General features: G+C 66.0%; 13 protein-coding genes and 1 tRNA gene. 9 read left to right on the top strand and 5 right to left on the bottom strand.

What is annotated here, in order from left to right; all coding sequences use genetic code 11:
• Positions 1-210: 210 nt before the first annotated feature.
• The 4 genes from ACLBWL_RS14925 to hspQ all read right to left on the bottom strand — a co-directional run bounded on the left by ACLBWL_RS14925 (position 211) and on the right by hspQ (position 2,257).
• Positions 211-756 carry a GNAT family N-acetyltransferase gene (locus tag ACLBWL_RS14925; protein WP_447794324.1) on the bottom strand — a complete coding sequence of 182 codons (546 nt, stop codon included), beginning with the start codon at positions 754-756 and terminating at the stop codon, positions 211-213.
• Positions 757-930: 174 nt separating this feature from the next.
• Positions 931-1,233 carry a 50S ribosomal protein L27 gene (gene rpmA / locus ACLBWL_RS14930; protein WP_060527420.1) on the bottom strand — a complete coding sequence of 101 codons (303 nt, stop codon included), beginning with the start codon at positions 1,231-1,233 and terminating at the stop codon, positions 931-933.
• Positions 1,234-1,246: 13 nt separating this feature from the next.
• Complete coding sequence (rplU, locus tag ACLBWL_RS14935) at positions 1,247-1,594, bottom strand: 50S ribosomal protein L21 (protein WP_107963253.1); 348 nt, start codon at positions 1,592-1,594, stop codon at positions 1,247-1,249.
• Positions 1,595-1,861: 267 nt separating this feature from the next.
• On the bottom strand, positions 1,862-2,257 hold the full coding sequence (gene hspQ, locus ACLBWL_RS14940; RefSeq protein ID WP_447794327.1) for a heat shock protein HspQ: 396 nt from the start codon (positions 2,255-2,257) through the stop codon (positions 1,862-1,864).
• Positions 2,258-2,412: 155 nt separating this feature from the next.
• Between hspQ and ACLBWL_RS14945 the strand changes: the two genes are divergently transcribed.
• The 9 genes from ACLBWL_RS14945 (at position 2,413) to ACLBWL_RS14985 (ending at position 12,754) form a co-directional block, all read left to right on the top strand.
• A tRNA-Ser gene (locus ACLBWL_RS14945) sits at positions 2,413-2,502 on the top strand.
• A gap of 188 nt (positions 2,503-2,690) precedes the next feature.
• Positions 2,691-3,824: an ROK family protein gene (locus ACLBWL_RS14950; protein WP_447794329.1), complete on the top strand. Its 1,134-nt coding sequence runs from the start codon at positions 2,691-2,693 to the stop codon at positions 3,822-3,824.
• 107 nt (positions 3,825-3,931) lie between these two features.
• Positions 3,932-6,694, top strand: a complete 2,763-nt coding sequence (locus ACLBWL_RS14955; protein WP_447794331.1) for a TonB-dependent receptor — start codon at positions 3,932-3,934, stop codon at positions 6,692-6,694.
• A gap of 17 nt (positions 6,695-6,711) precedes the next feature.
• Positions 6,712-7,662, top strand: a complete 951-nt coding sequence (locus ACLBWL_RS14960) for a glycerophosphodiester phosphodiesterase family protein (protein WP_447794332.1) — start codon at positions 6,712-6,714, stop codon at positions 7,660-7,662.
• 358 nt (positions 7,663-8,020) lie between these two features.
• Positions 8,021-8,947: a serine hydrolase gene (locus tag ACLBWL_RS14965; RefSeq protein WP_447794334.1), complete on the top strand. Its 927-nt coding sequence runs from the start codon at positions 8,021-8,023 to the stop codon at positions 8,945-8,947.
• Positions 8,948-9,704: 757 nt separating this feature from the next.
• Positions 9,705-10,955, top strand: coding sequence for a lipoprotein-releasing ABC transporter permease subunit (locus ACLBWL_RS14970; RefSeq protein WP_447794336.1), 1,251 nt, complete (start codon positions 9,705-9,707; stop codon positions 10,953-10,955).
• The gene (locus ACLBWL_RS14975) at positions 10,948-11,661 is read left to right on the top strand and encodes an ABC transporter ATP-binding protein (RefSeq protein ID WP_447794338.1); all 714 of its coding nucleotides are present in this window, start codon (positions 10,948-10,950) and stop codon (positions 11,659-11,661) included. The genes ACLBWL_RS14970 and ACLBWL_RS14975 overlap by 8 nt, the downstream gene beginning before the upstream one ends.
• A complete protein-coding gene (locus tag ACLBWL_RS14980) occupies positions 11,658-12,248 on the top strand; it encodes a GNAT family N-acetyltransferase (protein ID WP_447794340.1) in 591 nt (196 codons plus the stop codon). Before ACLBWL_RS14975 ends, ACLBWL_RS14980 begins: the two co-directional genes overlap by 4 nt.
• Positions 12,249-12,274: 26 nt before the next feature.
• Positions 12,275-12,754: a glutathione peroxidase gene (locus ACLBWL_RS14985; protein ID WP_447794342.1), complete on the top strand. Its 480-nt coding sequence runs from the start codon at positions 12,275-12,277 to the stop codon at positions 12,752-12,754.
• A 248-nt stretch (positions 12,755-13,002) separates the two neighbouring features.
• On the opposite strand, the gene ACLBWL_RS14990 is transcribed toward ACLBWL_RS14985, so the two are convergent.
• Entirely contained in the window at positions 13,003-13,590 is a 588-nt protein-coding gene (locus ACLBWL_RS14990) for an HdeD family acid-resistance protein (RefSeq protein WP_447794344.1), read from the bottom strand.
• Positions 13,591-13,686: the final 96 nt, after the last annotated feature.

Here is a 13,686-nt window from a genome sequence, read left to right on the forward strand (position 1 = left end):
CGACACCGCTCGTAATTCCTGGACCCCCGCGTTCGCGAGGGAACGGCTAAAGGGGGGCGTACTATCAGCAAGGCCACCACCCCGGCGAAGGCCGGGGCCCAGTTGGAAAGCTCGCAGTAACGCAGCGCTGTCCTTCGTCAGCAACGTCCCCCAACTGGGCCCCGGCCTTCGCCGGGGTGGGGCTATCCGCTTACTGCAGGATCGCGCGACTCACGCCGCAAGCGGCATCGGCGCGCATCGATCGTCGTCCAGATCCAGCTCGAACATCACCGCAGGCGCCTCACCCCCACGCCCGCGCGACGTCCGCGGCTCGACCCGCCCCGTAGGCCGAAACCCGAGTTTCGCCAGCACACGCCCCGACGCCGGGTTGTCCACGAAATGAAACGCATCCAGCCGCCGCAAGCCCAGCGCATGCCGCGCCATCGCCACCACCGCCTCGCCAGCCTCGGTCGCATAGCCGCGACCCCAGGCATCGGGCGTCAACCAATAGCCGAGCTCATGGCCCCGACCCGCAGCCTGAAGTCCGATCCCGCCGACGAGTCGCGGCGTGCCCGCTTCCATCGTCTCGATCAGGAAATGCGGGTCATGGGCGCCGCGCGGGGCTGCCAGAAATGCCTCGGCATCGCCCAGCGCATACGGCCACGGCGCCCGCGCCAGCTTGGCGACCACCGACTCATGGCCGATCGCCCGCGCCAATGCAGGCGCATCCTCCGGCCAACCCGGCCGCAACGTCAGTCTCTTGGTGCGCGCGAACACGGCTCTCTCCTATCGCGTCATTGGCTGCGCGCATGCCACGTCGGGATGACGGGACCGCGACAGCCGCGTGGAGGGAGCAATAAAAAAGGGAGCCGGGGTGACCCGTCTCCCTTGTTCAGGTTCGCTTTCGCGACCCGGGTCACCCTGGTGGGCAACCCGGATGGTTACCCGATGTTATTCGGCTGCTGCTGCCATGTCGCCAGCGTCTTGGCCGACGTCGTTCGCTGCCAGCTCGACCGAGCAGAACTTGCGCCCGAGTTTGCCCTGGCTGAATACGACGCGGCCATCGACCAGCGCGAACAGCGTGTGGTCGGTACCGATACCGACGTTCGTGCCCGGGTAGAACTTCGTCCCGCGCTGACGCACGAGAATGTTGCCGGCGACGCACGCCTGGCCACCGAACTTCTTGACGCCGAGGCGACGACCGGCCGAATCGCGACCGTTGCGCGAAGAGCCGCCTGCTTTCTTATGTGCCATCTGAAGCTACTCCTTATGCCTGAGCGGCCGGGGCGGTGTCGCCCTCGTTGCTCTTTGCAGTCTGGCCGCCGACCGACACGATCTTCAGGATCGTGTGCTGCTGGCGATGGCCGTTCTTGCGACGATAGTTATGACGACGACGCTTCTTGAAGACGATTACCTTGTCCGCCTTCGCCTGCGCGATGATCTCTGCAGCGACGACGAAGCCCTCGACGGACCGCAGCTCCGAGCCTTCGCCCGCCAGCAGAACGTCACCCAGCGTCACCGACGCACCTGCATCGCCCTCGATCTTCTCGATGACGATCTTATCTCCGGCGGCGACGCGATACTGCTTGCCGCCCGTGCGCACGACTGCGAACATGGCCCTTGTCACTTTCCAAATACATGTGCCCCACGAACGCGGGGTCCGCCGGGAGAAGCCGGGCAGCTAAGCGAGGGGGCGCGCGTTGTCAACCGCGAAGGGGCGGGGGAGGGGCGGTTTAGCGTGGGCTAAACACAGCGACGTCCTTACGCTCTCCGTCACCCCGGACGTGTTCCGGGGTCCACGGCGCCGCGAATCAACGGCCAGTGATCGAGTACAGCGGTGGATGCCGGAACGAGCCCAGCATGACGGAAGCCGCGATTCGCCTCAGTGCCGGTGAACCTGCCGCAACGCGTACCGGCCGTCGGCATAGTCGCTGAACAACCCCGAGATCGCCGGATGATCGACTGGTTCGTCGCTGTCGTCCGGCACCAGATTCTGCTGGCTCACATACGCGACGTAGCTCGACTCCATGTTCTCGGCGAGCAGGTGGTAGAAGGGCTGGTCCTTGCGCGGCCGGATGTCCTCCGGAATCGCCGCATACCATTCGTCGCTGTTCGCGAAGACCGGATCGACGTCGAAGATCACCCCGCGGAAATCGAACAGCCGGTGCCGCACGACGTCGCCGATCGAGAAGTTCGCATGCGAGATCGGCGGCGCGACCACCTCGGCGGGGATAAGCGGGCTCGTGATGTCGTGAGCGATACTGTCGTGTCGGGGCATATCGGCCAATTTAGGGTCTGTTTTGCGCCGCACAAGGAAAACGCGCCGGACCGGGCCCAGAACCCCGAAATCCGCTTGCGTCCCCAGGGGCACTTCATTAGAGGCCGCGCTTCGACCGATCGGAGGGACTGTTCGCAGCGCCTTGGATGACCTGCGGAGAGGTGGCAGAGTGGTCGAATGTACCGCACTCGAAATGCGGCGTACCCGCGAGGGTACCGTGGGTTCGAATCCCACCCTCTCCGCCAAATTCTCAAGATAAATCTGCCTCGGTGCATCTCGTACAACGCTACTGCGGCACTGCGCGAGCGCCAGGCCGGGCCGGCTAGGTCGTCGACCGGGCGCAGGTGTTTTTTTGACTATTCACGAATTTAATCGAGCGCCGATGGAGCGGCGGTCCTAAAGCGTGTGCGCTTTCAGCCACCCGGATGATCCCATGCGCCCGAAGCCCGAAATCCTGCTGTCCGAAGATCAGAAACGTATCGTCTGGGATCTGCGGATCACCGGGCCCAGCGCGCGGACCGTGCTCGCCGACCGGCTCGACATGCACAATGGCGCGGTGACCCGGTTGAGCCGCGAGCTGATCGCGCTCGGTCTGGTCGAGGAGCATCTTCAGGATCAGCGCGGCGGGCGCGGCCGGCCGATCGTCCCGCTCGGCATCTCCAGCCGCGGCGGGTATGCGGCGGGCGCGACCGTGCATCCGGGCTGGCTCGAGATCGTGCTGGTCGATTTCGCCGGCACCGTGATCGTCCGCGACCTCGAACCGTTCGACAGCCCGGATCCGCGCGCGTTCGTCGCGGCGGTGGATCGGCGGTTGCGCGGGCTGAGCATGAGCCACAACGTGCTGCGATCGCGCTTCCTCGGACTGGGCGTGGCGGTGACCGGGCCGACGCTGGCGGGCGATCCGACGCGGCGCTGGGCGGTCGACTGGTTGCAGGGCTGGCGCGATCTCGACGTGCAACGGCTGTTCGCCGACTATCTGGGCCTGCCGGTCTGGATCGAGAACGACGGGACGCTCGCCGCGCTCGCCGAATATTACGACAGCGGGCTGATCCGGACGTGCAGCTCGGCGATCGTCTTCTTCATCGGTCACGGCGTCGGCGGCGGGATCATCGTCGATCGCGCGATCCTGCGCGGCGAGCACGGCAATGCCGGCGAGATCGGTCGGTTGTTCCCGGGTGGGGCGACCCGACCGTCGGGGATCGACCTGCTCGCGGCGTTGCAGGCCGCCGGCGCGTCGATCCACGCGCTGAACGAAGTCGACATCCATCAGGACAGCTATGCGGCGGTGATCGCAGACTGGGTCGAGCGCGCCGGGAAACAATTGGCGGTCGCGGCCGATAGCGGCGTTGCGTGGCTCGATCCGGGGGCGATCGTCGTCTCTGGCGCGCTACCCTTGCCGATCCTGCGCGCACTCGGCGACGCGCTCGAACGCGCCGAATGGGCAACCGCCTTCCCGCATCTGCCCCGGCCCACGCTGTACGTGTCGCGGCTTGGGAGCTGGGCGGCGGCGGTCGGTGCGGCGCTGTTGCCGATCCACCAACTGGTCGCACCGAACGCCGAACGCTAAGCTGATTTATTTCGCGATAAATAAATAAAACTGCCACAACCGCCGCCTACCCGCGCCGTCATTGGGGGCGGGCAGTCGATGCCGGCCGGACGGGCAGGGATCTACGCATGGCAGGGTTTTCATTTCGGTGGCTGGCGCTCGCCGGCGCCTCTTCGGTCGCGATCGTCGCGCCGGCAGCGGCGCAGCTCGCGCTAGCCGCGCCCGAACAGGCCACTACACATTCAGGCGACATCGTCGTCACCGGCATCCGACGCGCCAACAATGTCGCGATCGAAGCCAAGCGCCAGGCGACCAACATCATCGACGTCATCGGCTCGAACGACGTCCGCGCGTTGCCGGACGCGACGATCGTCGAGGCGTTGCGGCGCATCCCCGGCCTGTCGGTGCTACCCGCGACCGACAACGAGCATCCGCGTGACGAGGCGGCGACACCGGTGATCCGCGGGCTCGGTCCCGCGTACAACAACGTCACGATCGACGGGCTGCAACTCGCCTCGCCGGGCACGCCCAACGGTACGCTCGGTTCGATCTCGCGCGGGGTTCGGCTCGACATCCTGCCCGCATCGATGATCAGCCAGTTGCAGGTCGTGAAGACCTTCACCGCCGATCTCGATCCGAACGCGGTCGGCGGCGCGATCAACATCGTGACGCGCAGCGCGTTCGAAGGCGGCGGCAAGCCGTTCGTGACGACCGAGGCGTCGCTCGGCCACGCCAGCGACACCGGCCTGCCACGCCACCAGCCCGATTTCGGTACGCGGCTCGGCGCGACGGTCAGCACGACGTTCGGTGCGAACCACCAATACGGCGTCGTCCTGTCGGGAAATTACCAGACGCTCAGCAGCTACACCGACACGCACATGACGACCGATACGATCCATTATTCCTTCTACGATGCGGCGGGTCGGCTGCAGACCGGCGCAGGGCTCGGCAACGGCTTCGCGGTGCCACAGCAGGACAAATACTGGTACGTGATGGACAAGCGCGATCGCTACGGCCTGACCGGCAAGTTCGAGGTCCGGCCGACCGACACGCTTCAGGCCTATGCCTCGCTCGGCTATTATTATTTCAAGGACAAGATGGACCGCAACGAGGTCCTGATCGACCCGCGCAACCGCGGTACGGTCCAGACCCAGACCGCGACCTCGGGCAATTATCCCGGTGGCGACGTCGAGGTGGGCTGGGAGAACGCCGATATCGTCACCCGCACGCGGGTCGGGCAGGCCGGGCTGACATGGACGCCCGGCGATCGCCAGACGCTTTCGCTGAGGGGCAGCGCGTCGCGCGCGACCTATGACGAAGTGTTCCAGATGATCAAATACGCGACCGGCGTCGCGCGTCCCGCGCCCGGCACGGCAGGGGCGACGCCGACCGCGACGTCGAACTTCGCGTTCGCCTACGACACCAGCCGACTCGACCAGAAGTTCGCCGTCGATCCGGCCGCCTATAACAATTTGTCGAACTACAGCCTGCTCTATTACCGGCCGAACGGCGAGCGGCATGCGAGCGACACGGTGCTGACCGGGCGGCTCGATTACGGCTTCAACCAGGGCGCGGACGCCGACGGGCTCGGCTTTGCGACGGGCGCGAGCTACACCGACGATCGCCCGAAGTTCAATCTCGACCGCATCGACCTCGAGCCCAACACGACCGGGCAGCCGATCGGCTTGGCGACCGCGGTCGGCCCCGGTGGCGCGCCGCTGAACTACTCGAACGGACTCTATCTGCTGACGATCGATCCGGTCGCCGCAGTCCGCGACATCAATGCGCAACCCGGATCGGTCCTGAACAGCACCGATCAGTCCAGCTACAACAACCAGGACGATTTCCGCCACGTCGAGAAGATCGCGGGCGGCTATGCGCTCGCCAGCTACGTCTCGTCGGCGATCAATGCGCAGGCGGGCGTCCATCTCGACCATACCGACCAGTCGACCGTCGGCAGGATCCGGCGCAACGGCGTGTTCGTCGATCAGCCAACTGCATCGAGCTACACCTATGTGCTGCCCTCGGCGATCGCGACCTGGCATGCGACGCACGCGATCGACCTGCGCGCCGCGGCCAGCCAGACGATCGGGCGGCCCAGCTATGACAGCTATGCCGCGCGCAGTTCGATCGGCTTCGTCAACGCGAGCGATCTCGGCAACGGGGCGGCGACCGGCGTCACCGTCACGATCGGCAATCCCGACATCAAGCCGCGGCGCTCGACCAATCTCGACCTCGCCACCGATTGGACGCTGTCGAGCCGCTATGGCGGGATCGTGTCGCTCGCGGCGTTCTACAAGGACATCAAGGACGAGATCTTCAACGCCGCCTCGGTCGGCTATACCTACGAGGGCGTGAACTACGTCAACGCGGTCGTCACCCGGCCGACCAACGCGACCAAGGCGAGCATCAAGGGGGTCGAGGCGAGCGCGGTGGTCAACTCGCTCGACTTCATCCATCCCTTGCTGAGCGGCTTCGGCGTCAGCGCGAACGCGGCGTTGCTGCGCGGGCGGATCGACGTGCTGAACAGCGCGGGCGTCGCACGCCGCGTCGACCGGCTGGTCGGCCAGCCCGACAGCACGCTGAACGCCAGCGTGTTCTACGCCAGGCACGGCCTCGAACTGCGCGCGGCGTACAACCGGCAGGGCAGGGCGCTGCGCACGATCATCAACGATGTCTATTGGCAGGACCTGTACTGGGCGCCGCGCGAACAGGTCGACCTGACCGCGACCTATACACTGCGGAACGGCGTCGCGGTGATCGGCCAGGTCAGCAACCTGACGCACACCCGCCTGACAAGCTTTGCCGGGCCGGACAAGAACCTGCTCAAGGACAGCTATTCCGTGCCGACGACGGTCTGGCTCGGGCTCCGTTTCACGCCCAAATTCTGATCCCGGAAAGGTCTTTCATGACACGGTCGCACTTCGGGACGTTGTCCCTGCTCCTGCTCGCCGCACTGCCAGTGGCACCGCTCGCCGCGGCGCCGGCGCCGGTACGCAACACCCGCGAAATCCACGCGGCGCTGCTCGATCCGAACGGCCGCCTGCTGATCGCGGCGCATCGTGGGTGCCACAATCCGGCGCCGGACCACGCCTTGTCGAGCGCGCCGGAAAATTCGCTGCTGGGTCTCGATCACTGCGTGGCGCTGGGCACCGACATCATGGAGACCGACGTGCGGCGGACGCGCGACGGCTATCTGGTGATGATCCACGACGCGACGGTCGACCGGACCACCAATGGCACGGGCGCGGTGGATCATCTGACGCTGGCCGAGATCAAGGCGCTCCGGCTGCGCGAGAACGAGGGGGAGAAGGGCGCGGGGCTGACCGACCAGCAGGTCCCGACGCTCGACGAGATCCTCGCGCATGCCGGCACCCGGATCGTGCTGAACCTCGATATCAAGGACGCGATCTATGCCGAAGTGGTCGACGCGGTGATCCGCGCGGGCGCGACCGACCGGGTCATCGTGAAGACCGCGGCGGGCATCGGCAGCGCACCGCTCGCGGCGATGGCGCCCTATGACCGCGTGCCGTTCATGCCGATCCTGTCCAGCGGCGATGCGACCGGGTCCGACCTGGCGGCGATCGTCACGCGCCAGGCCTCGGGCACGCGGCGTCCGATCGGGTTCGAAGTCCCGCGGATGCCGGCGGAGGCGCTGCCCGGCGTCGTCGCGGCGGCGCGTGCGGCCCGCGCGCGGATTTGGACGAACACGCTGTGGGAGGGGTATATCGGCCAAGCCAACGGCGACATCGATGCGCTGCGCGATCCGGATGCGGTCTGGGGCCGCCTGCACCGCGCCGGTGTCAGCATCTTCCAGACCGACGAACCCGAGGCGCTCGGGCGATACGCTGCGCGGTGATCACGATCTCCGAACGGCGCCCGTAATCAACGCGACACGATCGTTTGCGACGAGAACCGTCTTAGACGGCCTTCTCAAGGCGCATCGCTGCCTAGGGTACCGGCACAGCTCGCCGGGCATCGTTCACCGCTGGGAGTTCGAGCGTGACGGGCGTGCGGTCGAGCGCAGGACCCGCCGCGACTTCGTGACGAACGACGCCGACGTGAGGCGACCCCGCAGTGGGTAGGTTTGGCGTCGCCTGTCGGCCGCTGCCGCATGTCGCGTCTCGGCGCGCCGCGCGCTTCGCCCCCAAAAACCTGCCGGGCCGTAGCTAAAACGCACCGGCCTCGATACCCGCAGTTGTCCGGACTTCATCGGCATGCAACACGAAGCGTTCAGCCTTGTGGCGTATGATGGCGGGCTGAAGGACAATTTTCGAGGACGATCGATGCGCGCGCCCCTGCTTTCCCGCCTGCTTCTGTCCGGTCTCGCCGCAAGCATCCTGATCCCCGCACCGGCGGCCGCAAGCTCTCCCGAACTCCTCGGGCTTGAGCGCCAACTCAGCAAGCTGCTCGCCGAACGCCCCGGAGACTATGGGATCGCGGCGCTCGACCTTCGCGATGGCTCGATGGTTGCCATCAACGGCGACATCCCGTTTCCGATGGCGAGCACGGTCAAGCTCGCCATCGCCGCGGCCTACCTCGCCCAGGTCGATCAAGGGCGACGCGGCCTCGGTGACCTGATCGTTGGCCGACCCGCGGCCAAAGTCATGGAGCTGATGATTATCCGCAGTGACAACCAGGCGACCGACCAGTTGCTTGCCGCGCTTGGCGGGCCCGTCGCGATCCAGCAGTGGCTGTGGTCTCAGAAGATCTCCGGCATCCGGATGGATCGGACCATAGCCCAGTTGCTTCGAGAGCGCGGCCACCTCGCCGACAGCAGGGATGTCGCCACGCCGGTTGCCATGGTCACGCTGCTCAACAGGCTCGACAACGGTACCGTCCTGACCGCGCAAAGTCGGGCCTTTCTGCTCGAACTGATGAGCCGGTGCGCGACGGGAACCCGTCGTATCCGTGCCCTGCTTCCCGCAGGTACCCGGGTGGAGGACAAGACCGGCACGCTGGACGGTATCACGAATGATGTGGGGTTCATCACCATGCCCGACGGTAGACGGGTGGCCGTCGCCGTGTTCGCGCGCGGTGGACGGGATCGCCAGCCCGTCATCGCCGAGGTCGCCCGGGTGATCTACGACCGCTTTGCGGACAGCGTCCGCAACGCGGTCGCGCTTTTCATGCAGATACGGTGACTGGAGTTTCGGCAGCTTATTGAGCCAGCAGCCGATCTACGACCTGCCGCTCGCGTCGATCAGGGTGCGTGGCCGAGTCGTGCGACGATGTTTCGCAGGATGCAGTCGCGCAAATATTCGCTGCGCCGAGCGGCAGAGCGCCAAATTTCTTGGCTGTACGATGCGGCGATGGAGCCCTGGCGCACCGAGCGCTTGCCCTAAGGAGAGCGTCCATGACCGACCGCGGGGCAAGGCGCGATTTTTATGCGGTCTCTGCCGCAGATGTTTGACAGCGGGGCTGCGCAATAGCTTCAAGCAGCCGCGCTCGACAATGTAGTCACAGTATAGAATGCCGAAAGATTGGTGCCGGACAAGCAAACGCCCGGACCGTTTCCGATCCGGGCGCCTGCGTGACGATCGCTCGTCAGCCCCCATTTTTTCGCTTCCGCTCTGCACCTTGCGGCGCGGCGTAAAAGCAGTCCCCGAACCACGGCCGTTGCCTGTGTCTCAGCGAGTTTTTTGCTAGTTATGTCAGCGGGCTTTGTCACGGTGTTTGCGCAGGTGACGTCACGATTGAATTGCGCGTGTGGCGCTTTCGCAACAGACCAATCTAGACACTCCCGGATCGGCACTAATCGACTCTTCGCCTGTGCGCGCACGCGCCGACCCGGGGGCCGACCCGGGGGCCGACCCGGGAAAGCCGCGACAGTTGCCTCGCACAGGGCTGCGCCGTAGAGCCGGTTCGCACCGTCCACTCACAGATCGAACCCGGCCGCCCATGATCCTGTCCCGCTACGAACGGATGATAGCCCGTCGCTATCTGCTGCCGGGTAAGGGCGAGGCGTTCATCTTCCTCGTCGCCTCGATCAGCCTGGTCGCGGTCATGCTCGGCGTCGCCGCGCTCGTCATCGTGATGAGCGTGATGAACGGCTTCCGCGCCGAGCTGTTCGACAAGATCGTCGGGCTCAACGGCCATGCGGTGGTCCAGCCGATCGGTGGACGCATGCCCGACTGGCGCGAGATCGTCGCGCAGGCCAAGGCGACCCCCGGCGTGACGAGCGCGGTGCCGCTGATCGAACAGCCGCTCGCCGCCACCTACAACGGTCGCGCGGAAGCGGTGCTGGTGCGCGGCATGCGGGTCGACGACATCCGCCGCAATTCGACGATCAGCAACAAGATCGTGATGGGCAATTTGTCGAGCATCACGCAGGGCAGCGGCCGGATCGCGATCGGCTCGCGCCTCGCCGAGGCGCTCGGCGCGCAGGTCGGCTCGGAGATCTCGCTGTTCAGCCCGCAGGGCCAGAGCACGCCGTTCGGCACGGTGCCACGAATCATCAGCTACACGGTCGGCGCGATCTTCGAGATCGGCGTCTATGATTACGACAAGGCCTATATCATCATGCCGATCGAGGACGCGCAGACGCTCCTCCTGATGGGCGATGCGGCGGGCATGGTCGAGGTCAACACGGTCGATCCCGATCGCGTCGGCCAGATCCTGAAGCCGCTCGGCGACAAGATCGGCGGGCAGGCGGTCATCCAGGACTGGCGGACGATGAACGCGCAGCTGTTCGAGGCGCTGGCGGTCGAGCGGGTGGCGATGTTCACCGTGCTGTCGATCATCATCCTGGTCGCGGTGTTCAACATCCTGTCGTCGCTGATCATGCTGGTGCGTGCCAAGACTCGCGACATCGCGATCCTCCGGACGATGGGGGCGACCCGCGGCGGGATGATGCGGATCTTCATCGTCGTCGGCACCACGATCGGCGCGCTCGGCACGGTCGCCGGGCTCGGACTCGGTTTCGTCTTCCTGTTCTACCGGCAGGGGGTGGTGAACTTCGTCCAGCTCGTCACCGGCCAGGATTTGTGGGATCCGTCGATCCGCTATCTGACCACGCTTCCCTCGAAGCCTGCTCCCGTCGAGATCGTCGTGATCGCGATCATGGCGCTCGTCTTCAGCTTCCTCGCGACGCTCTATCCGGCCTGGAAAGCGGCGAGTACCGATCCCGTGCAGGTGCTGCGTTATGAATGATGGCCTCCGAATCGACCGCCAGATCGAGAAGTTCGACGATTACGTCCTCCAGACCAGCGGGCTTACCAAGAGCTTCACCCAAGGCGGCGCGACGATCGAAGTTTTGCGCGGTGTCGACCTGGCGATCGCCCCCGGCGAGATCGTCGCGCTGCTCGGGCCGTCGGGCTCGGGCAAGTCGACGCTGTTGCAGGCGGTCGGCCTGCTCGAAGGCGGGTTCCAGGGATCGATCCGGATCGCCGGCACCGAGGCGTCGAAGCTCAACGCGCATGAGCGCACCGTCGTGCGCCGCGACAGCCTCGGCTTCGTCTACCAGTTCCATCACCTGCTCCCGGATTTCAACGCCACCGAGAACGTCGTCCTGCCGCAGCTCGTCCAGGGCGCGTCGCGCGCTGATGCGGACCGGCGGGCGTCGGAGCTGCTGACCCAGCTCGGTCTCGGCCACCGCCTGACCCACCGTCCGAGCCAGCTCTCCGGCGGCGAGCAGCAGCGCGTCGCAGTCGCCCGTGCGCTCGCCAACAAGCCCGCGCTGGTGCTCGCCGACGAGCCGACCGGCAATCTCGACGAGCATACCGCCGACATCGTCTTCGCCGAGTTCATCCGGCTGGTCCGCGAACAGGGGACTGCGGCCGTGGTCGCGACTCACAACGAGCGGCTCGCGGCGCGGATGGACCGCGTGATGCGGCTGCACGAGGGGCGGCTGGCGTGACCTGGGACGAGACGCCGACGCTCGCCGGGCGTCACGTCACGCTCCGCCCGCTGGTCGCCGACGACATGGACGCGCTGGTCGCTGCGGCGTCGGCGGACAACCTCTGGGATACGTTCTACGCCAATGTCGTGATGATGAAGGCGCCCGACCGCTGGCTCGCGGCGGCACTGCGCGAACAGGACTTCGGCCGCGCACGTCTGTTCGCAGTAGTGGCGGGCGGGACCGTCGTTGGCACCACGCGATTCATGCGGATGAATCAGGCGAACAAGCGGCTCGAGATCGGCGGCACCTTCTACGCCAAGGCCGTGCAGCGCACCGGCGTCAATACCGAAGCCAAGCTCATGCTCCTGACCCACGCATTCGACGCGCTAGGCTGCGAATGCGTCCAGATCCGCACCGACTCGCTCAACAAGAACTCCCAGCGCGCGATCGAACGCCTCGGCGCCAAGCGCGACGGCGTTTTGCGCGGGCATCAGGTGATGGCCGACGGCCGCTTGCGCGACACTGTGGTCTACAGCATCCTCCGCCACGAATGGCCCGGCGTGCGTCAGAACCTGACCTACCTGCTGGCCCGACCCGCCGCCTGACTGCCCGCCTGACTTGAGGACCGCCCATGACCGCGATCACCGACTTCACCGTGAAGACCGCCGACGGCAGCGCGGCCTCGCTTGAACCCTATCGGGGCAAGGTGCTGTTGATCGTCAACACCGCGTCGAAATGCGGCTTCACGCCGCAATATGAGGGGCTCGAAGCACTCCACCGCGACTATGCCGAGCGCGGGTTCGAGGTGCTGGCGTTTCCCTGCAACCAGTTCGGCGCGCAGGAGCCGGGCGATGCGGCGGAGATCGCGAACTTCTGCACGTTGACGTACGATGTGACGTTCCCGGTCTTCGCGAAGGTCGACGTCAATGGGGCGGCGGCGGACCCGCTGTTCGAGCGGCTCAAGTCCGATGCGCCGGGCGTGCTGGGATCGAAGGCGATCAAGTGGAACTTCACCAAGTTCCTGGTCGACCGCGAGGGCAACGTCATCGACCGCTATGCGCCCACGACCAAGCCCGAGGAAATCCGAAAGGATATCGAGAAGCTGCTGTAAATTCCCGCTACCAACGGCAATCTATCTCCACCCCGGCACTCTATCTCCACCCCGGCGAAGGTCGGGGCCCAATTGGGGGACGGCAGTGAAGACCGCTGCGCTCCGTTACTGCATCCTCTCCAATTGGGCCCCGGCCTCCGCCGGGGTGGTGTGCGCTTAGTCGCGGCGGACATCAGCCCAAGCGTGTTCCCCCGCGAAGGCGGGGGCCCAGACTGGACTCCCGCCTTCGCGGGAGAACACACTAAGCGTCAAACCGAAAACGCCGGCGCGCCCTTCTTGTGGGCGAGCGCCGAAGCAACCGAAGTCACCCCACCAAACAGGAAGCTGATCCCCAGCACATACCCCGGCAAAGTCAACGCCGACCAAGGCAGCGTCGCCAGCACGATCACCGCCAGCAGTATGTTCACAACACCCAGCGCGATCATCAGCCCCTTACCCCGCCGAAACCGCGACCCGAGCCCGATCTCCAACGCCCCACGAACCCCAAGCCAAACCGCAATCAGCAACGTCAGCGATATCGCACCGGTAGCGGGCTCCAACGCCATGATCAGCCCGATCACCAGCGACACCAGCCCGAACCCGATCGCATAGCCGCGCCCCTCATGCCCCTTGCCGGCAAACCCCGACACGATCGACACGATCCCGGCCGCAATCAGAAACGCCCCAATCACCAACGTCGCGGCATAAGTTGCGGAAAACGGCGACGCGAACGCCATGATCCCGAGCACCACCGACAGCACGCCATATGCCAGGATCCACCCCCAACCAGCGCCCGCGCGAGGCGTCCCGGCGGCAGTGGTTTCGGTATCGGCAAAGTGCCCGCGTGGATCCGTCATAAATAAAGCTCCCAGAAGTCCCCGCCGCAACGGCTCGTCGTGTCCACAGTTCCGATCGGACTCAACGACGCTGGTCGAATCACGCCACAGCGCCTA

The organism is Sphingomonas sp. M1A8_2b (assembly GCF_053345535.1).